Annotated in this window: 18 protein-coding genes; 14 read left to right on the top strand and 4 right to left on the bottom strand. The window is 73.2% G+C overall.

All coding sequences use genetic code 11. From position 1 onward, the window contains the following. Positions 1-65 precede the first annotated feature (65 nt). Positions 66-1,070 carry a BtrH N-terminal domain-containing protein gene (locus OHU35_RS26115; protein ID WP_405507075.1) on the top strand — a complete coding sequence of 335 codons (1,005 nt, stop codon included), beginning with the start codon at positions 66-68 and terminating at the stop codon, positions 1,068-1,070. 24 nt (positions 1,071-1,094) lie between these two features. On the opposite strand, the gene OHU35_RS26120 is transcribed toward OHU35_RS26115, so the two are convergent. Then, positions 1,095-2,249: a hypothetical protein gene (locus OHU35_RS26120; RefSeq protein ID WP_405507077.1), complete on the bottom strand. Its 1,155-nt coding sequence runs from the start codon at positions 2,247-2,249 to the stop codon at positions 1,095-1,097. A gap of 243 nt (positions 2,250-2,492) precedes the next feature. On the opposite strand from OHU35_RS26120, the gene OHU35_RS26125 reads away from it, so the two are divergent. The 5 genes from OHU35_RS26125 (at position 2,493) to OHU35_RS26145 (ending at position 7,401) form a co-directional block, all read left to right on the top strand. Next, positions 2,493-3,929 (top strand): NAD(P)H-hydrate dehydratase, encoded by a 1,437-nt coding sequence (locus tag OHU35_RS26125; RefSeq protein ID WP_359887210.1) that lies wholly within the window; start codon positions 2,493-2,495, stop codon positions 3,927-3,929. A 123-nt stretch (positions 3,930-4,052) separates the two neighbouring features. Continuing rightward, the gene (gene alr / locus OHU35_RS26130; RefSeq protein WP_189722709.1) at positions 4,053-5,222 is read left to right on the top strand and encodes an alanine racemase; all 1,170 of its coding nucleotides are present in this window, start codon (positions 4,053-4,055) and stop codon (positions 5,220-5,222) included. Positions 5,223-5,344: 122 nt separating this feature from the next. Next, positions 5,345-6,604: an alpha/beta hydrolase gene (locus tag OHU35_RS26135; protein ID WP_359887206.1), complete on the top strand. Its 1,260-nt coding sequence runs from the start codon at positions 5,345-5,347 to the stop codon at positions 6,602-6,604. Continuing rightward, complete coding sequence (gene tsaE, locus OHU35_RS26140) at positions 6,573-7,091, top strand: tRNA (adenosine(37)-N6)-threonylcarbamoyltransferase complex ATPase subunit type 1 TsaE (protein WP_184591390.1); 519 nt, start codon at positions 6,573-6,575, stop codon at positions 7,089-7,091. Before OHU35_RS26135 ends, tsaE begins: the two co-directional genes overlap by 32 nt. A gap of 142 nt (positions 7,092-7,233) precedes the next feature. Continuing rightward, complete coding sequence (locus tag OHU35_RS26145; RefSeq protein WP_189722711.1) at positions 7,234-7,401, top strand: hypothetical protein; 168 nt, start codon at positions 7,234-7,236, stop codon at positions 7,399-7,401. 17 nt (positions 7,402-7,418) lie between these two features. On the opposite strand, the gene OHU35_RS26150 is transcribed toward OHU35_RS26145, so the two are convergent. After that, positions 7,419-7,973 (bottom strand): hypothetical protein, encoded by a 555-nt coding sequence (locus tag OHU35_RS26150; RefSeq protein WP_189722712.1) that lies wholly within the window; start codon positions 7,971-7,973, stop codon positions 7,419-7,421. Between the two features lie 330 nt (positions 7,974-8,303). Here OHU35_RS26150 and tsaB point away from each other — a divergent pair, with 330 nt between their 5' ends. The 4 genes from tsaB to OHU35_RS26170 are packed head-to-tail and all read left to right on the top strand — an operon-like array spanning position 8,304 to position 10,816. Continuing rightward, on the top strand, positions 8,304-8,957 hold the full coding sequence (gene tsaB, locus OHU35_RS26155; protein ID WP_189722713.1) for a tRNA (adenosine(37)-N6)-threonylcarbamoyltransferase complex dimerization subunit type 1 TsaB: 654 nt from the start codon (positions 8,304-8,306) through the stop codon (positions 8,955-8,957). Positions 8,958-8,968: 11 nt separating this feature from the next. Continuing rightward, positions 8,969-9,460, top strand: a complete 492-nt coding sequence (gene rimI / locus OHU35_RS26160) for a ribosomal protein S18-alanine N-acetyltransferase (protein ID WP_405509328.1) — start codon at positions 8,969-8,971, stop codon at positions 9,458-9,460. Beyond that, positions 9,453-10,562: a tRNA (adenosine(37)-N6)-threonylcarbamoyltransferase complex transferase subunit TsaD gene (gene tsaD / locus OHU35_RS26165; RefSeq protein WP_405507079.1), complete on the top strand. Its 1,110-nt coding sequence runs from the start codon at positions 9,453-9,455 to the stop codon at positions 10,560-10,562. The genes rimI and tsaD overlap by 8 nt, the downstream gene beginning before the upstream one ends. After that, a complete protein-coding gene (locus OHU35_RS26170) occupies positions 10,559-10,816 on the top strand; it encodes a hypothetical protein (RefSeq protein WP_189722715.1) in 258 nt (85 codons plus the stop codon). The genes tsaD and OHU35_RS26170 overlap by 4 nt, the downstream gene beginning before the upstream one ends. A 9-nt stretch (positions 10,817-10,825) precedes the next feature. Here OHU35_RS26170 and OHU35_RS26175 read toward each other — a convergent pair whose 3' ends face one another. After that, positions 10,826-13,150: a glycoside hydrolase family 3 N-terminal domain-containing protein gene (locus OHU35_RS26175; RefSeq protein ID WP_405507081.1), complete on the bottom strand. Its 2,325-nt coding sequence runs from the start codon at positions 13,148-13,150 to the stop codon at positions 10,826-10,828. Between the two features lie 163 nt (positions 13,151-13,313). On the opposite strand from OHU35_RS26175, the gene OHU35_RS26180 reads away from it, so the two are divergent. From OHU35_RS26180 to OHU35_RS26195, 4 genes are all read left to right on the top strand, one after another. Next, positions 13,314-14,393 (top strand): LacI family DNA-binding transcriptional regulator, encoded by a 1,080-nt coding sequence (locus OHU35_RS26180; RefSeq protein WP_405507083.1) that lies wholly within the window; start codon positions 13,314-13,316, stop codon positions 14,391-14,393. 218 nt (positions 14,394-14,611) lie between these two features. Continuing rightward, positions 14,612-15,655, top strand: coding sequence for an LCP family protein (locus OHU35_RS26185; protein ID WP_405507085.1), 1,044 nt, complete (start codon positions 14,612-14,614; stop codon positions 15,653-15,655). Positions 15,656-15,796: 141 nt separating this feature from the next. After that, the gene (locus OHU35_RS26190) at positions 15,797-16,153 is read left to right on the top strand and encodes a YciI family protein (protein WP_189722719.1); all 357 of its coding nucleotides are present in this window, start codon (positions 15,797-15,799) and stop codon (positions 16,151-16,153) included. 47 nt (positions 16,154-16,200) lie between these two features. After that, positions 16,201-17,478 carry an RNA polymerase sigma factor gene (locus OHU35_RS26195; protein WP_405507087.1) on the top strand — a complete coding sequence of 426 codons (1,278 nt, stop codon included), beginning with the start codon at positions 16,201-16,203 and terminating at the stop codon, positions 17,476-17,478. Positions 17,479-17,489: 11 nt separating this feature from the next. On the opposite strand, the gene OHU35_RS26200 is transcribed toward OHU35_RS26195, so the two are convergent. Next, positions 17,490-18,653 (bottom strand): THUMP-like domain-containing protein, encoded by a 1,164-nt coding sequence (locus OHU35_RS26200; RefSeq protein ID WP_189722721.1) that lies wholly within the window; start codon positions 18,651-18,653, stop codon positions 17,490-17,492. Positions 18,654-18,776: the final 123 nt, after the last annotated feature.

Here is an 18,776-nt window from a genome sequence, read left to right on the forward strand (position 1 = left end):
GAGAACGACTTTTTGAACGAGTTCAAATCGTACGTTGATCGTAGCGGACTTCCGGGAGGCTCGGCATGGCCATGGTGAAAGGCATCGACACCCGCGGTGCGCAGCACTGCGAGACGACGGCACTGGGAGTGCTGCTGCGGCACCAGGGCATCGATCTGTCCGAGCCCATGCTCTTCGGCCTCGGCTCCGGCCTGTCCTTCGTCTACTGGGACAGCAAGAAGATGGACTTCCCGTTCCTCGGAGGGCGGGTCAAGCCCTTCGAGCTCACCAGGAACCTGGCCGGCAGACTCGGGCTGGGGCTCGTGGTGCAGGAGACCGGATCCGCCCGCAAGGGATGGGAGAACGTGGCGGCGGCCATCGACGCCGGCCGCCCCGTCGGGCTGCAGCTCGACAGCTACCACCTGGACTACTTCACCTCGAGGGTGCACTTCGGCGGCCATGTCGTCGCCCTGTACGGCTACGACGAGCAGGACGCCTACCTGGTGGACACCGTCCAGCAGGGCGGCGCCGTGTCCACCGGCCTGGCCGCCCTGGCCCGGGCCAGGGCCGCACGCGGGCCGATGACCGCCCGGCACCGGTCCTTCGTGCTGACCGCTCCGGGGAAGCCGCCCGCCCTGCAAGACCGGATCGTTCCCGCCATCACCGCCTGCGCGGACGCCTTTCTCGAACCGCCCATCGCCAACCTTGGTCACCGGGGCATCGACAAGGCCGGGAAGCTCGTACCCGGCTGGCTCCAGCGCACCGACGCCCCCCAGAGGGACCTGCCGCAGGCTGCCCGCCTGATGGAGAAGGCCGGCACCGGTGGTGCCCTGTTCCGCAACCTCTACCGCGACTTCCTCGCCGAATGCGCCGAGTGGCTCGACAGCGGGCATCTCCGCACCGGGCACAGGCTGTACTCCGAGGCGGCCGCGCTGTGGACGGATGTCGCGGCCCTGATCGCGCGAGCCGGCGAGTCGGGCGATGAGGGGTGTCTCGTGCGGGCGGGCACCGTCCTGTCCGACATCGCGCGCGTCGAGCGCGACGCCATGCGGGCGCTGAGCCGCCTGCGCGGTGAAGCCCCCGCCGGGTGAGGGCGAGGGCTCCGCGGACGGGCGTCAGCAGATCGACTGGCTGGTGTTCACCCGCGTGATGTTGCGGAACGTCGTGTTCTCGCCGCACGGGCTTTCCCTGATGGCCGAGTTGGTGACCGTCAGGTTCTGGACGGTGATGTCCTTGTTGTTCGGGAACTCCGAGCGGGCGGCCAGGCGCAGTTCGCCGCCACCCGTGATCGTGCCGCTCTGGGCCGCCAGATCGACGTTGTAGCAGTTCTCGATCAGGACCGAGTTGTTGCCGGTGCCGGAGAGCGTCACCTTGTTGATCGTCGCCCCGCCGCTCTCCGAGACGCAGAACACGCCGCGTCCGCCGCCGCGGGCGATGACCTCGCCGACGCGGATGTTGGTGGGGTAGCCGCTGCCGACCCGGCCGTTGCGGTTGGCCATGCGGAAGGCGGCGTAGCCGGTGCCGGTGCCGGCGTTCTCCGCGTCGACCTTGGTGACGTCGGCGTTGATCGTCTGGTTGAGCAGCAGGCCGGACTCGCCCACGTTGCGGGCGGTGACCGTGCCGATGGTGAGGCCGTCGACGCCGTAGGTCTCGACCGCGTGGCTGGACGCGCCGGAGACGTAGACGTTGTCGATGCGGACGTTGCGCGTCCACTGGCTGGTGTCGCCGCGGTTGTCGATACGGACGCCCAGGCCGCGGGAGAGGCGCATGTCGATCTGGCCGAGCACCACGTTCTGGACGTTGCGCAGGAAGATGCCGTAGAGCGGGGTGCCGGTGAGCTTGAGGTTCCGCACCTCGATGTCGCGTGTGCCGCGGGAGTAGACCGGCGCCTGGTCGCCCGAGCCGCTGCCGGTGACGTCGATGGTGCCGCAGACGTCGAGGACGGTGTAGCTCGGGAGGGAGACGCGTGAGCCCGCCGGGATCGAGCCCGAGCCGCGGACCACGACCCGCTCCTTCGAAGTCCGGCCCGAGGTGAGGCTGTTGACGGCGGCCTGGACGGCGGCGCGCATGTCGGTGCCGGTGTAGACCGTGCTGCTGCCGCGCCGGGCGGTCCAGTTGGCGCCGTTCTGCACGGCCTCCGCCTGGTAGGAGCCGTCTCCGCAGGCCGCCGCTCGCGTGGGGGCGGCGGTGGCGGGAGCGGTCAGGGTGCCGGCGGCGGTGAGGAGGGCGATGGCACCGGCGGCGGCGAGGAAGGCGGATCTGCGTCCCATGAGGGCCTCGATTTCGTCGGACGTGGGGGGTGTGCAAGCGCTTTCTCCGCCTGCGGCCGGTGAGTCTGGCAAAGGGTCGGCAAAGCGTCAATGGATAGGGCAGGGCGTCGAGTTGGGCGGGATGCGGCACGGTTCCGGGGTGCGGGACACGGCACCGTTCGCGGTCGTGCGAGGCAGGCAGCGGTTCGCGGTCGCGCGAGTTGCGCGGGAGTGGCCGGGCGGTCGTACGGGAAACTCGACCGCATGCGGAGTGCGTACAGCGTGGAGACGGTCAGGACCGCCGAACGGGAGCTGATGGCGCGGCTGCCGGAGGGGGCGCTGATGCAACGCGCCGCCGCCGGACTCGCCGCCGCCTGCGCCGACCTGCTCGGGCGGGTGTACGGCAGCCGGATCGTGCTGCTGGTCGGGAGCGGCGACAATGGCGGTGACGCGCTGTACGCCGGCGCCCGGCTGGCCCGGCGCGGGGCCGGAGTCACCGCCGTGCTGCTCGCGCCGGAGCGTGCCCATGCGGCGGGGCTCGCGGCGTTGCGGCGGGCCGGAGGGCGGGTCGCAGAAGCCGGTGGCGGTGGCGTCGAGGAGTTGATCGAGCGGGCGGACCTCGTCCTCGACGGCATCGTCGGGATCGGCGGGAAGGGCGGGCTGCGGCCGGACGCCGTGCCACTGGCCGCAGCCGCTGGGCGGGCGCGGGGCGCCGTGGTCGCCGTCGATCTGCCGAGCGGGGTCGACGTCGACACCGGGCAGGTGCGCGGCGTCGCGGTCCGGGCCGATCTGACGGTGACGTTCGGGACGCACAAGCCGGGCCTGCTGATCGATCCGGCTCGGGAGTACGCCGGGTCGGTGCGGCTGGTCGACATCGGCCTCGAGCTGCCGGTCGAGCCGGAGCTGGAGGCGTTGCAGCACGCGGACGTGGCGGGGCTGCTGCCGGTGCCCCGGGCCGAGAGCGACAAGTACCGGCGGGGTGTCGTCGGGATCGCCGCCGGGTCCGCGCGCTACCCGGGCGCCGCCGTACTGGCTGTCTCGGGGGCGTTGCGGGGCGGGGCCGGGGCCGTGCGGTACGTGGGGCCGGCCGGGGACGCCGTCATCGCACGGTTTCCCGAGACGCTCGTGTCGGACCAGGGGCCGAAGCACGCCGGGCGGGTGCAGGCTTGGGTCGTCGGGCCGGGGGCCGGGGACGACGCGGCGACGGTGGGGGAGGTGCTGGCGGCGGACGTGCCGGTGCTGATCGACGCGGACGGGTTGCGGCTGGCCGGCGCGGAGGCCGTACGGGGGCGGAGGGCGCCGACGCTCATGACGCCGCATGCCGGGGAGGCGGCGGCGCTGCTCGGCGTGGACCGCGGGGAGGTCGAAGGGGCCCGGCTGGCGGCGGTGCGGGAGCTGGCGGGGCGGTACGGGGCGACCGTGCTGCTGAAGGGGTCCACGACGCTGGTCGCCGACTCGGGAGGCGGGGCGGTGCGGGTGAATCCGACGGGGACGTCCTGGCTGGCCACGGCGGGGAGCGGGGACGTGTTGTCCGGGCTGGCGGGGTCGTTGCTGGCGGCGGGGCTGTCCGCGGTGGACGCGGGGAGCGTCGGGGCGTATGTGCATGGGCTCGCCGGGAGGCTGGCGGCGGACGGGGCGCCGGTGGGGGCGCACGATGTGGCGGAGGCCGTTCCGATGGCCTGGCGGAACGTCCTTGGCTGAGGAAGTGGGGGCGGGTGGGGGCCTCGTCTCGGCCTGGACGGCCTCGTCCTCGAGTGCCGGACGGGCTGACATTGCGGGGCCGCTGCCCCGGCAGTGCCGGGCCGCTCTGAGACACTGGGCGCGATGAGCGAGAGAACAGCCCCGCGGACCGCGCCCTCGCGGGCCCGCGCCGAGATCGATCTGGCCGCCCTGCGGGCCAATGTGCGGGCCCTGCGTGCCCACGCGCCGGGCGCGGCCCTGATGGCCGTGGTGAAGTCCGAGGCGTACGGCCACGGGGCTGTGCCGTGCGCCCGCGCCGCCGTCGCCGCGGGGGCGGACTGGCTGGGCACCGCCACGCCCGAGGAGGCCCTCGCCCTGCGGGCCGCCGGGCTGCCGGGCCGCATCATGTGCTGGCTGTGGACGCCCGGCGGGCCCTGGCGCGAGGCCATCGAGGCCGACCTCGACGTGTCCGTCAGTGCGATGTGGGCCCTGGACGAGGTCACCGCGGCGGCCCGGCTCGCCGGGCGGCCCGCGCGGGTGCAGCTCAAGGCCGACACCGGGCTCGGACGCAACGGCTGCCAGCCCGGCGACGACTGGGCCGGACTCGTCCGCGCGGCCCTGCGCGCCGAGGCCGAGGGACTCCTGCGCGTCACGGGGCTGTGGTCGCACTTCGCCTGTGCCGACGAGCCCGGCCATCCCTCCATCGCCGCCCAGCTCGCCCTCTTCCGGGAGATGGTCGCCTACGCCGAGGAGCGGGGCGCCCGGCCCGAGGTCCGGCACATCGCCAACTCGCCGGCCACGCTCACCCTCCCCGAGAGCCATTTCGACCTGGTCCGCACCGGCATCGCGACCTACGGCATCTCGCCCAGCCCCGAGCTCGGCACCCCGGCCGACTTCGGGCTGCGCCCGGTGATGACGCTGTCCGCCTCGCTCGCGCTGGTCAAGCACGTACCGGGCGGGCACGGGGTCAGCTACGGCCACCGGTACGTGACCCCTGGCGAGACCACTCTCGGCCTCGTCCCGCTGGGCTACGCGGACGGCATCCCGCGGCACGCTTCCTCGGCCGGACCGGTCCTGGTCGAGGGCAAGTGGCGCACGATCGCGGGACGGGTCGCCATGGACCAGTTCGTGGTGGACCTGGGCGGCGACGAGCCCGCGGCGGGCGCCGAGGCGGTGCTCTTCGGGCCCGGGGACCGCGGTGAGCCCACCGCCGAGGACTGGGCCCAGGCGGCCGGAACCATCGCCTACGAGATCGTGACGCGGATCGGAACGCGCGTTCCCCGCGTCTATGTGAATGAGGAACAGGACGGGTAACTCGCACAGGGAGCCGTCACGCGAGAAACAACAGGCACCCTGACAACAGTGGCACCAACGGCAGCACCCGACCGTCCCATGACAACGAACCTGATCAGCACCCCGGCGAAGAGGAGCGGTACGTGAGCGAGAGCAGTGCGGAGGCCGTCGCGAACGCCGCCTCCGCGGCCGTCGCGGCCTCCGCCGCGGGGGCGGCGGGAGGCTGGCGCCGGGCGACCGGTATCGCCGGCGTCGCTATAGGCGTGGTGGCCGCGGGCGCGGCCGCCGGTGTCGCCCTGGAGCGGATGACGGTCGGCCGGGGCATGCGCCAGAAGGCCCGGCTCGCCCTGGACTCGGCGGGGCCCTACGGCTCGCTGCGCGGCATGCCAGGCAAGGCGTTCGCCGACGACGGTACGGAGCTGTACTACGAGGTCGACGACATCGACCCGGAGGCCGCGCCCGCCGCCATCGGCCCGCGCCGCCGCAGGCTCTTCGGCCGCAAGGCACCCGCTCCCGTCACGGTCGTCTTCAGCCACGGCTACTGCCTCAGCCAGGACTCCTGGCACTTCCAGCGGGCCGCGCTGCGCGGCGTCGTACGGACCGTGCACTGGGACCAGCGCAGCCACGGCCGGTCCGCGCGGGGCGTGGCGCAGGCGCGGGACGGCGAGCCGGTCACCATCGAGCAGCTGGGCCGCGACCTCAAGGCCGTCATCGACGCGGCCGCCCCGGAGGGGCCGATCGTGCTGGTCGGCCACTCGATGGGCGGCATGACGGTGATGGCGCTGGCCGACCAGTACCCCGAGCTGATCAGCGAGCGGGTCGTCGGGGTCGCCTTCGTGGGCACGTCGTCGGGGCGGCTCGGCGAGGTCAACTACGGGCTTCCGGTCGCCGGCGTCAACGCGGTGCGGCGGGTGCTGCCCGGCGTGCTGAAGGCGCTGGGACAGCGGGCCGACCTGGTGGAGAAGGGGCGCCGGGCCACCGCCGACCTGTTCGCCGGGATCATCAAGCGGTACTCCTTCGCGTCCCGGGACGTCGATCCGGCCGTCGCCCGGTTCGCCGAGCGGATGATCGAGAGCACGCCGATCGACGTGGTCGCCGAGTACTACCCGGCGTTCAACGACCACGACAAGACCGAGGCGCTCGGATGCTTCGCCGGCATGCCGGTCCTCGTCCTGGCCGGTGTGCAGGATCTGGTCACGCCCAGTGAGCACAGCGAGGCCATCGCCGATCTGCTGCCGGACGCCGAGCTGGTGCTGGTGCCGGACGCGGGGCATCTGGTGATGCTGGAGCATCCGGAGGTGGTCACCGACCGCCTCGCCGACCTGCTCACCCGCACGGGTGCCGTGCCGGCAGGGGCTACCGTGAAGGGCTATGGAAGCACCAGCACCGCACAGCCCGGCTGAGCCCGGATCCGTCCAGATCGTCGTCACGTCCCCCGAGCAGATGCGGGAGCTGGGCCGCCGGCTCGCGAAACTGCTGCGCGCGGGTGACCTGGTGATGCTCAGCGGAGAGCTCGGGGCGGGCAAGACGACACTGACCCGTGGGCTGGGGGAGGGGCTGGGCGTGCGCGGGGCCGTCACCTCGCCGACCTTCGTGATCGCCCGGGTGCATCCCTCGCTGGGCGACGGGCCGCCGCTGGTCCATGTCGACGCCTACCGGCTCTCCGGCGGCCTTGACGAGATGGAGGACCTCGACCTCGATGTCTCGCTGCCCGAGTCCGTGATGGTCGTTGAGTGGGGAGAGGGCAAGGTCGAGGAGCTGACCGAGGACCGGCTCCAGGTCGTCATCCACCGCGCGGTGGGCGACACGACCGACGAGGTCCGGCAGATGACGATCACCGGTGTGGGCGAACGCTGGGCGTCGGCGGACCTGAGCGTGCTCGCCGCGTAAGTCGCGGTGTGCGGTCTTTTGATGAACGTTCCGACAAGACGTCGGCAAGATGTTGCGTTCGGCGTCTTGTGCGTGGTCACATGGTATCCAGTCCGTGGTTAGGTGAACCTAACTTCGTTGCCCCGGCCTTCGGGAGGCGTCCATGTCGGCTACAGAGAGCAAGGGGCAGCCGCAGCCGTTCGCGGTCGCCGGGGTGTCCATGCGTGACCTGCTGGCGGCCGGCGAGGCGGCGGCCCTGATCTCCACGCCCCCGCGCGCTCCCGAGCCCGAGTTCTCCGAACGGGCCCCGGAACACCGCGAAGCGGCCTAGGCCCTACGGACGGATCCCTAGCGGACCACGACGACCCTGCGGCCGATCGTCGCGAACGTCCACATCGCGTCGCCGTTCACACGTGACTCGCGGATGCCACCCGTGCGGACCTTCGGGTCGGGGGTGGCGGTCGAGCCGGGCACGGCCGCGCTGAAGCCGATGACCACGCCGTCCACGCTGGTGAAGCGCACGACATGCTCGACGGGGATGCCGTCGGAGCCGGTGATCGCGTTCGAGCGGGACGTCACCGAGTAGCTGCCCGGGGCCGGATCCACCGCGCTCGGGTCGACCTCGAACGTGCGCGTGACCACCTCGTCCGTGCCGACCAGCCACACCCGGTCGCCGCCCAGGGAGTACACGACCCGGGCGCCCTGGCCGGAGCCGCCGGGCAGCGCGGCAGGGTCCTTCTTGGGCCGGGGCGCCTTCGAGGCGCCGGCCTTCGGCGAGGCGCCCGCCTGCGGCCTGCCCAGACCGGCCGGGACGGTCGCCGACGCCTGGTAGGCCAGGTAGCCGACCGTCGCGAGGGCCGCGGCGGTGAGCCCGGCCACGATTCCCGAGCTGCTGACTGCCACCGGCGGCCACCTCCGCGTCTTACGTCCCTGCCGTGACGGAAGGTGACGGTAGCAGCAGGTGACGGCCCGGCAGGTGCGGCTCCGCCGGGCCGGAGGCCCGTGTCGAACGTCGTGCGTGCCGCGCGATGCCAGGCACGCACGCTCGCCGCGCTGTCGGGCCGTCTCCGACCCCCTGGAACGGGGATGGCCCTCGGCCCTGCGGCGCACCTCCCCGAGCATCCGGCTTCGCCGGAGATGGGGGGCCACCCCCTCCGTGCCGCCGCGGGGCCCGCTCGACGGGCGGAGGGCAAGGCGTCCGACACCCGCCCTGAGGAGCCGTAGGCTGTTTGCGTGCTCTTGCTCGCTCTGGATACCGCCACACCCGCCGTCACCGTCGCGCTGCACGACGGCCGCGACGTCATCGCCTCGTCGAGTCAGGTGGACGCGCGGCGGCACGGGGAACTGTTGCTGCCGGCGATCGACCGGGTGCTCGCCGAGGCCGGTCTGAAGCTGGACGCCGTCACCGGGATCGTCGCCGGCATCGGTCCGGGCCCGTACACCGGGCTGCGCGTCGGGCTGATGACCGCCGAGACCTTCGGGCTGGCGCTCGGCGTCCCCGTGCACGGCGTGTGCACGCTGGACGGCCTCGCCTTCGCCGCCGACCTCGAGGGCCCGTTCGTCGTGGCGACCGACGCCCGCCGCAAGGAGGTGTACTGGGCGCGCTACGCCGACTCCCGCACCCGCCTCACCGACCCGGCCGTCGACCGGCCCGCCGACATCGCCGAGCAGGTCAAGGGCCTGCCCGCGGTCGGCGCGGGCGCGCTGCTCTACCCGGACACCTTCCCCAAGGCGCACGAGCCCGAGCACGTGTCCGCCGCCGCCCTCGCCCGGCTGGCCGCCGAGAAACTGGCGGCGGGCGAGGAGTTCGCCGCGCCCCGGCCGCTGTATCTGCGCCGCCCGGATGCCCAGGTCCCCAAGAACTACAAGGTGGTCACCCCCAAGTGACCGAACCCGTGATGTGTGCGCTGCGTGAGATGCGCTGGTGGGACATCGACCCCGTACTGGAACTGGAACGGGACCTGTTTCCCGAGGACGCCTGGTCGCGAGGCATGTTCTGGTCCGAACTGGCCCACTCGCGCGGGCCGGGGGCGACCCGGCGGTACGTGGTCGCCGAGTCCGGCGGCCGGATCACCGGGTACGCCGGACTCGTCGCCACCGGCGAGCAGGCCGACGTCCAGACCATCGCCGTCGCCCGGGACCTGTGGGGCACCGGCCTCGGCGGGCTGCTGCTGGCCGAGTTGCTCCGCGCGGCGACCGCCTTCGAGTGCGCCGAGGTGATGCTGGAGTGCCGCGTCGACAACGTCCGCGCGCAGAAGCTCTACGAGCGCTTCGGCTTCGAGCCCATCGGCTTCCGGCGCGGCTATTACCAGCCCGGGAACGTGGACGCCCTCGTGATGCGCCTCACCGACCCTTCAACTTCCGTACAAGGAACCGAGATCAATGGCTGACGAACCGCTCGTCCTCGGCATCGAGACCTCCTGCGACGAGACCGGCGTCGGCATCGTCCGCGGCACCACCCTGCTGGCCGACGCCATCGCCTCCAGCGTCGACGAGCACGCCCGCTTCGGCGGCGTCGTCCCGGAGGTCGCGAGCCGTGCCCACCTGGAGGCGATGGTCCCCACCATCGACCGCGCGCTGAAGGAGGCGGGCGTCAGCGCCCGCGACCTCGACGGCATCGCCGTCACGGCCGGTCCCGGCCTCGCCGGTGCGCTGCTGGTCGGCGTCTCGGCCGCGAAGGCCTACGCGTACGCGCTCGGCAAGCCCCTCTACGGCGTCAACCACCTCGCCTCGCACATCTGCGTGGACCAGCTGGAGCACGGCCCGCTGCCCGAGCCGACCATGGCGCTGCTGGTCTCCGGCGGCCACTCCTCGCTGCTGCTGTCCTCGGACATCACCTCCGACGTCCGCCCGATGGGCGCGACCATCGACGACGCGGCCGGGGAGGCCTTCGACAAGATCGCGCGGGTGCTGAACCTGGGCTTCCCGGGCGGGCCGGTCATCGACCGGTACGCGCGGGAGGGCGACCCGAACGCGATCGCGTTCCCGCGCGGCCTGACCGGCCCGCGCGATCCGGCCTACGACTTCTCCTTCTCGGGGCTGAAGACGGCCGTGGCCCGCTGGATCGAGGCCAAGCGGGCGGTGGGGGAGGAGGTCCCGGTGCGGGACGTGTCGGCCTCCTTCCAGGAGGCGGTCGTGGACGTGCTGACCCGCAAGGCCGTCCGGGCCTGCAAGGACGAGGGCGTCGACCACCTGATGATCGGCGGCGGTGTCGCCGCCAACTCCCGGCTGCGCGCCCTGGCCCAGGAGCGCTGCGAGGCGGCCGGGATCCGGCTGCGGGTGCCGCGGCCCAAGCTGTGCACGGACAACGGGGCGATGGTCGCCGCGCTCGGCGCCGAGATGGTGGCCCGGAACCGGACCGCGTCGAGCTGGGACCTGCCGGCCGACTCCTCGCTGCCGGTGACGGAGCCTCATGTGCCGGGCAAGGACCACGGCCACCACCACGGCCACGACCATGTGCACGAGGTCAGCAAGGAGAACCTCTACCCGTGACAGTCGCCCTGATGTGGGAGGCGCGGGCCGTTCCCGGGCGCGGCGAGGAGCTGCTGGCCTGGGCACGCGCCCAGGAGCTGCCCCGCGAGCCGCTGCGCCGGGAGACCCTGCGCGCTCCCCAGGACCGGGTCCTCGTCCTCACCTGGTGGGACGCCCCGTACGACGCCGAGCTGCCGGAACTGCCCGAGCCGGACGGGGAGTTGGTGACCCGGGCGGTGCACCGGTGGCGGTTCGAGTCGGTCGCCGTCGGCTGACCGGGCCGGTCAGCTCGGGTTCGGCGACACCTCCGTCTCGCAGCGCAGCCGCCGGTCGGTGCCGAGCACCCGGACCGGGCCCGTCAGGGTGAGGCACGCGGTGTGCCGCACGTCCGCGCTCGATGCCGCCAGCCTCAGTTCCAGGGCGCCCGGCTCGACCACCCGCCGCCCCGCGCGGTCGGTGAAGGACGACAGGTCCGCGTGGAAGCGGAACGTCACCCGGGCCGTCTCGCCCGGGGCCGCCGCCACCCGCTGATAGCCGATCAGCCGCATGTCGGGGCGGGTCACGGACGCCACCGGGTCGTGCAGATACAGCTGCACCACCTCCGCGCCCTCGCGCTCGCCCGTGTTGCGGACCGTCACCGACACGTCGTACGAGCCGTCCGTGCCGATCTCGGCCGGCTCCGCGCCGCCCGTGCCGTCCTCCCAGGCGAACGTCGTGTACGAGCGGCCGTGGCCGAAGGCGTACAGCGGGGTCGGGTCGAGGTTGCTGACCTCGCCCGCGAGGCCCAGGGGCGGCTGGAGATACGTCCAGGGCTGGCCGCCGGGGACCTGCGGGACGCTCACGGGGAGACGGCCCGACGGGTTCACGCGGCCCGACAGGACGCCCGCGACCGCCGGGCCGCCCTCCTCCCCCGGGAAGAAGGCCTGGACGACGGCTCCCAGACGTCCGTGCCACCGCCCGAGGGCGTACGGCCGGCCGGTCAGCAGGACCAGGACCACGGGCACGCCGGTGGCGATCAGCGCGTCCAGCAACTCGCCCTGGGCGCCCGGCAGGCCGAGGTCCGTCGCGTCGCAGCCCTCGCCCGAGGTGCCCCGGCCGAACAGGCCCGCCCGGTCGCCGAGGACCGCCACGCACACGTCCGCCTCGGCGGTGCGGGCGACGGCCTCCTCGAATCCCGCCGTGTCCGGGCCGGTCACGTCGCACCCCTGCGCGAACGTCACCTTGGCGTCGGGAAGTTCGGTGCGCAGGGCGTCGAGGACGGTCGGGATCTCGATGCCGGTCGGCACGTCGGGGTGGTGGGTGAGGACGTGGGACGGGAAGGAGTAGCAGCCCAGCATGGCCAGGGCGTCGGCCGCCCGGGGGCCGACCACCGCGATCCGGGTGTCGGGGGCCAGCGGGAGCAGTCCGTCGGGGTTGTCGAGCAGGACCACCGACTCCTCGGCCAGGCGGCGGGCCAGGATCCGGTTGCCCGTGGAGTCCAGGTTCACCGCGGCGGTCGGCTCGGGGGTCCAGTCCTCGTCCAGCAGGCCCAGTTCGCACTTCTGGAGCAGGACGCGGCGGGCCGCGCGGTCCACGAGTTCCTCGGGCACCTGGCCCGACCGGACGGCGGCCGGCAGCGGATCGCCGTAGCACTTGAGGGTGGGCAGTTCGACGTCGATGCCGGCGGTGAGGGCCGCGTGGGCCGCCTCGGCCGGGGTGCCGGCGACGCGGTGCAGGGTCTGGAGGAAGCCGATGCCGAAGTAGTCGGCGACGACCGTGCCGGTGAAGCCCCACTCCTCGCGCAGGAGTTCGGTCAGCAGCTCGGGGTCCGCCGAGGCCGGGACGCCGTCCCGCTCGGTGTACGCGGCCATCACCGAGCGCGCCCCGCCCTCGCGCAGCGCCATCTCGAAGGGCGGGAGCGTGACGTCCGCGAACTCGCGGACGCCGGCCCGTACCGGTGCCAGATTGCGGGCGCCCGCCGAGGAGGCGTACCCGGCGAAGTGCTTGAGCGTGGCGACGACCCCGGCCGACTCCAGGCCCCGCACATAGGCCGAACCGACCGTGCCGACCAGATACGGATCCTCGCCGATGGTCTCCTCCACCCGGCCCCAGCGCGGATCGCGTACGACGTCCAGCACGGGCGCGAGGCCCTGGTGGACACCGGCCGAGCGCAGGTCGTCGCCGATCCGGCGGGCCATCTCCTCGACCAGCGGGGGATCCCAGGTCGCGCCCCAGGCCAGCGGGACCGGATAGGCCGTGGCCTGCCAGGCGGTGAAGCCGGCCAGGCACTCCTCGTGCGCGATCGCCGGGATGCCGAAGCGGCCGGCCTCGGTGATACGGCGCTGGGCGCGGGCCAGAGCACGCACGCCGAGCGCCGGGTCAACGGGGGCGGTGCCGAAGGAGCGCGTGAGCTGGCCCAGGCCGCGCGTGATCAGCTCGTCCCATGCCTCGTCGGAGTAGTCGACGGTCATGTCGTGCTGATGCGGAGCGACTCCGTCGCCGTCCGTCGAGGCGCCCACCCACACGCCGTACAGCTGGGCGGTCTTCTCCTCCAGGGTCATCCGGGAGAGCAGGTCGTCGACGCGGGCGGCGGCGGGCAGGGCGTGGTCACGCCAGGGCGCGGTGGTCATGAAGCTCCTGTCGGGTGGACGGACGGCCCTCTCACGAACGGTGCTGACGAGCGTTTCTCACGAACGTATTCACGAATGTTTCGTTATGTACTCCGAATGTTCCGGGAACCTATGGCGCCGCGAGGACTTCGTCAAGGGGGCCCGCAGGGTTACGATCGCCGCCATGACTTCCCCGGAGCCCGCTGAAAGCCGGCCGCAAACCCGGACGCAATCCCGGACGCAGGGGCGCACCGCGCAGACCGCGACGCTCGCCGAGATCGCCCGTGAGGCCGGTGTGTCGGCGCCGACTGTTTCGAAGGTCCTGAACGGCCGGGCCGATGTCGCCCCGGCCACCCGGGCCCGCGTGGAGGACCTGCTGCGCGCCCACGGCTACCGGCGCCGCCGCGCCGAGGCGACCCGCTCGCCCCTGATCGACCTGGTCTTCCACGAGTTGGAGAGCGCCTGGGCGATGGAGGTCATCCGGGGCGTGGAGAACGTGGCCCGGGACGCCGGGCTGAGCGTGGTGCTGTCGGAGAGCGCGGGGCGGCTCACCCCCGGGCGTACCTGGGCCGACCAGGTCGCCGCGCGCCGCCCGCACGGCGTCGTCCTCGTGCTGTCCGGACTCGACGCGTCGCAGCGGGCGCTGCTGACCAGCCGCTCCATCCCGTTCGTGGTGATGGACCCGGCCGGCGACCCGGGCGCCGACGTGCCGTCGATCGGCGCGACCAACTGGCAGGGCGGTCTCGCGGCCACCCGGCATCTGGTCGAGCTGGGGCACCGCAGGATCGGCGCGATCACCGGGCCGTCGCAGATGATGTGCAGCCGCGCCCGGATCGACGGCTACCGGGCCGCGCTGGAGACGGCCGGGCTGCCGGTGGACCCCGAGCTGATCGCGGACGGCGACTTCCACCACGAGGCCGGCTACCGGCGGGGCCTGGAGCTGCTGCGCCGCCCGGACCGGCCGACCGCCGTCTTCGCCGGGAACGACCTCCAGGCGCTCGGGCTGTACGAGGCCGCGCGCGAACTGGGGCTGCGCATCCCCGAGGACCTGAGCGTGGTCGGGTTCGACGACCTGCCGGTGGCGCCCCTGGTCGGGCCGCCGCTGACGACCGTACGGCAGCCGCTGACGGAGATGGCCGAGGCGGCGGCCAAGCTGGTCCTCGACCTCGGCCGCGAGGAGGGCACCCCGGCGGCGACCCGGGTCGAGCTGGCCACGAGCCTGGTGGTGCGCAGCAGCACGGCGGCGCCCCTGGCCGGAAGGTGACGTATGGACGGGTGGGACGGGCGTCTCCACCCTCCTCCGAAGCCAATCGGTTGCACCATCGAAACTTTCGAAGGCGCCCGCAAGGAGACCGTTGTTCGCCGCCTGGGACGTGGTGAACGAACCGTGCGGCGAAACCTGGTCCATCGTCGTCTGAGAATTTCCGAAGAAAAGGCGCGTCGAGGTCCCTGCCCGTAATAATTCGGACTTATGTTCCTGCCGTGACGGGACACGAGGCGAACGGGGACGAGAGCAGAGGCGCGGGCCGGCGGTCGATCGCGCTCCGGACCGCCGGCCTCACCCTGACGGCCCTGCTGATGCTGGCCGCCGCGGCGGCGGGCTGGGCCTACTGGCATCTCGACAGCAACATCAAGAGCGTCGACATCGACAACGCGCTGGGCGACAACCGCCCGCCGAAGCCGGTGGCCACACCGTCGCCCTCGGCGTCCGCCCTGCCCAGTGGGGCGCTCAACATCCTGGTCCTGGGCTCGGACTCGCGCAGCGGCGAGGAGAACCAGAGGCTCGGCGGCGGCGACAGCGCGGGTGCCCGCTCCGACACGGCGATGGTCGTCCACCTCGACGCCGGGCGGACCAGCGCGACGGTGGTGAGCATCCCGCGCGACACCCTGGTCACCCGCCCGTCCTGCCCGCGCTCCTCCGGCGGGTCGACGGCGGTTGCCTACGACTCCATGTTCAACAGCGCCTACGCGGTGGGCGGTCCGGTCTGCGCCGTGAAGACGGTCGAGTCGCTCACCGGCGTCCGCATGGACCACTACATCGAGATCGACTTCTCCGGCTTCGCGAAGCTCGTGGACGCGCTCGGCGGCGTCACCGTCACCACGAAGGAGGACATCGCCGACGACCACAGCCATCTGCGCCTGAAAGCCGGCACCCACCACCTGGACGGCACCCGGGCCCTCGCCCTGGCCCGCACCCGGCACGGCATCGGCGACGGCAGCGACCTCGGCCGCATCGGCCTCCAGCAGACGCTGGTGAAGGCACTGCTGGAACAGATCACCGCACAGAACCTGCTCACCGACCCGGCGCAGCTGTACCGGGTCGCGGACGCGGTGACCGCCGGCCTCACCACCGACACCGGCCTGGACTCCCTGACCGACCTGACCCGGCTCGGACAGAGCCTGCGGGGCCTGTCGGCGAGCGAGGTGCGGACGGTGACCATGCCGGTGGTGCGGGCGCCGTCGGACCCCAACCGGGTGGTGGCCGAGGAGCCCGAGGCGAAGAAGCTGTGGGAGTCGCTGCGCTGACCTGCGCGAACGCGGCCCGGAAAAGTATCCGGAAAAAAATCCCGAAGAAACGCTGCGACCGTGTCGATCCCGGCGTCTCCCGATCGACGCAGGGGTGTGAGCGGGAACAGACACCGCTCCGGAGACCCCCGAGGAGTCACCATGCCGCGCTTTCTCACCCTGATCCGCATCGACGAGAAGAACGCCCCCGCCGAGGGCCCGAGCCCCGAGCTCATGGAGCGGATGGGCACGCTCCTGGAGGAGATCACCAAGGCCGGGGTCATGCTCGACACCGCCGGGCTCACCCCGACCTCCGACGGCAGCCGGGTGACCTGGGAGGGCGGGCGGCTGTCCGTCACCGACGGGCCGTTCACCGAGTCCAAGGAGGTCATCGGCGGCTACTCGATCAGCCAGTGCAAGGACAAGGCCGAGGCGATCGAGTGGACCAAGCGGTTCCTGTCCGTGCACGAGGACTACTGGACGATCACGGCCGAGGTCCGGCAGATCACCGAGGACTGACCGGATCTGCTTGGCCGGGTGCCGCCGAGGGTGTCTGATGGTGGGCTGTGACAGCGCAGCCCACCCCGGACCCGAGCGGCACCGGCACGGCCATCGAAACGGTCTTCCGCATCGAGTCGCCTCGCATCATCGCCGGCGTCGCCCGGGTCGTCCGGGACGTCGGCATCGCCGAGGAACTCGCGCAGGACGCCCTGGTCGCCGCGCTGGAGCAGTGGCCGCGGGACGGGGTGCCCGACAACCCGGGCGCCTGGCTGATGACCACCGCCCGCAACCGCGCCGTCGACCTGGTCCGCCGCCGGGAGAACTACGCCCGCAAGCTGGCGGAGATCGGCCGCGACCTGTCGACCGTGTCTCCCCCGGAGGAGCCCGCGGTTCTCCATGACCCTGACGACATCGACGACGACCTGCTGCGCCTGGTCTTCACCGCCTGCCACCCGGTGCTGTCCACCGAGGCCCGCACCGCCCTCACCCTGCGCCTCCTCGGCGGCCTCACCACGGCCGAGATCGCCCGCGCCGTCCTGGTCCCGGAACCGACCGTCGCGCAACGCATCGTCCGCGCGAAACGCACCCTGGCGACGCGGAACATCGCCTTCGAGGTGCCCTACGGCCCCGACCGCGAGGCCCGTCTCGGCTCCGTCCTCGACGTCATCTACCTCATCTTCAACGAGGGCTACGCCGCCACGGCCGGCGACGACTGGCTCCGCCCGTCCCTGTGCGAGGACGCCCTGCGGCTGGCCCGGGTGCTCTCGTCCCTCATGCCGAAGGAACCCGAGGTCCACGGCCTGACCGCGCTCCTGGAGTTCCAGGCGTCCCGCACGGCGGCCCGGACCGGCCCCTCCGGCGACCCCGTCCTCCTCAAGGACCAGAACCGCGCCCGCTGGAACCGCATGCTCATCGCCCGCGGCGTCGCCGCGCTGGGCAGGGCCGAGGCCACCTCCTCCGGCGCCCCGGGCCCCTACCTCCTGCAGGCCGCCATCGCCGCCTGCCACGCGCACGCCTACACCTACGAGGAGACCGACTGGCCGCGCATCGCCGTGCTGTACGGCCTCCTGGCCGCTCGCTCGCCCTCCCCGGTCGTGGAGCTGAACCGCGCGGTGGCCGTCTCCATGGCCGAGGGCCCGTCCCAGGCCCTGCCCATCGTCGACGCCCTGACCGACGACCCCGCCCTGCGGGACTACCACCTGCTCCCCAGCGTCCGGGCCGACCTCCTCTCCCGCCTGGACCGTACGACGGAGGCCCGGGCCGAGTTCGAACGGGCGGCGTCGCTGACGCGGAACGAACGGGAACGGGAGTTGCTGCTGCGCCGGGCGGCGGAACAGTCCTGACGGTGTCCCGGCTACGCGGGGTGCCCGATGAGCATCGCCGGTGCCCCCGCCATCCGGGTCAGGAACACCGTGGCCGCGTGCGGGCCCTGCGGCTTGACCTTCTTGCGGAGTTCCTCCGGCTCGACGGCCGAACCCCGCTTCTTGACGGTGAGGGTGCCGACCTGACGCTCCCTCAGCAGGGCCTTCAGCTTCTTGACGTTGAAGGGGAGATGGTCGGTGATCTCGTAGGCGGTGGCGTACGGGGTCGGGTGCAGGGCGTCGGCCGTGACGTACGCGATGGTCGCGTCGAGCAGGCCGCCGTCGACCCGGTCGGCCACCTCGGAGACCAGATGGGCCCGGATGACGGCGCCGTCGGGCTCGTACAGGTAGCGGCCGGGCGGGCGGACCTCCGGGTCGGGCAGACCGCGCGAGAGCAGGGTGCGGGGGCCCGGCAGCAGCGTGGCCCGTACCGCCCCCGGCTCGGTGCCGAACCACAGCACCGCCTCCTTCACGTCCCCGCCGTCGGAGATCCACTCGGCCTCGGCGTCCTCGGGCACCGCCTCGTGCGGGATGCCGGGGGCGATCTTCAGCGCGGCGGCGCGAGGGGCCCGGCGGGCGGCCGACACCGCCCAGGACAGGGGCGGTGAGTAGGCCTCGGGGTCGAAGATCCGGCCCCGGCCGCCGCGCCGGGCCGGGTCGACGAAGACGGCGTCGTACCCCGCCGTGTCCACCTCGGTGACATCGGCCTCCCGCACCTCGATCAGGCCTGCGAGACCCAGCGCGTCGGCGTTCGCCCGCGCCGCCGCGGCCGTCAGCGGGTCCCGGTCCACGGCCAAGACCCGGATCCCGGCGCGGGCCAGCGCGATCGCGTCCCCGCCGATGCCGGAACACAGGTCGGCGACGGAGGTGATCCCCAGGTCCTTCATCCGCTCGGCCCGATACGCCGCCACACTCGCCCGGGTCGACTGCTCCACCCCGTTCGGCGTGAAGAACATCCGCCCCGCGTCCTGGGCCCCGAACTTCACCGCCGCCCGCTGCCGCAGCCGCGCCTGGCCCAGCGCCGCCGACACCAGCTCGGCGGGGTGCTCCCGGCGCAGCCGCGTCGCCACGGCCAGCTCCCGCGCCGGGTCGGTGTCCCGCACCTCGTCGAGGAGGGCGCGGCCTTCGGGGGTGAGGAGGAGGGCGAGGTCGTTCACCGGATCATTGTCGGCCACGGAGCGGCGGGGGCGGCGGGCCGGGGCGGATGTGGGCCAGTCGGAGGACGGTGGGGCCGTCGGCCGCGGTGTCGCGGCGGGTTCACAGGGGTGGGCTGCGAGGAT

The organism is Streptomyces purpurascens (assembly GCF_045040895.1).
Taxonomy (GTDB): domain Bacteria; phylum Actinomycetota; class Actinomycetes; order Streptomycetales; family Streptomycetaceae; genus Streptomyces; species Streptomyces purpurascens.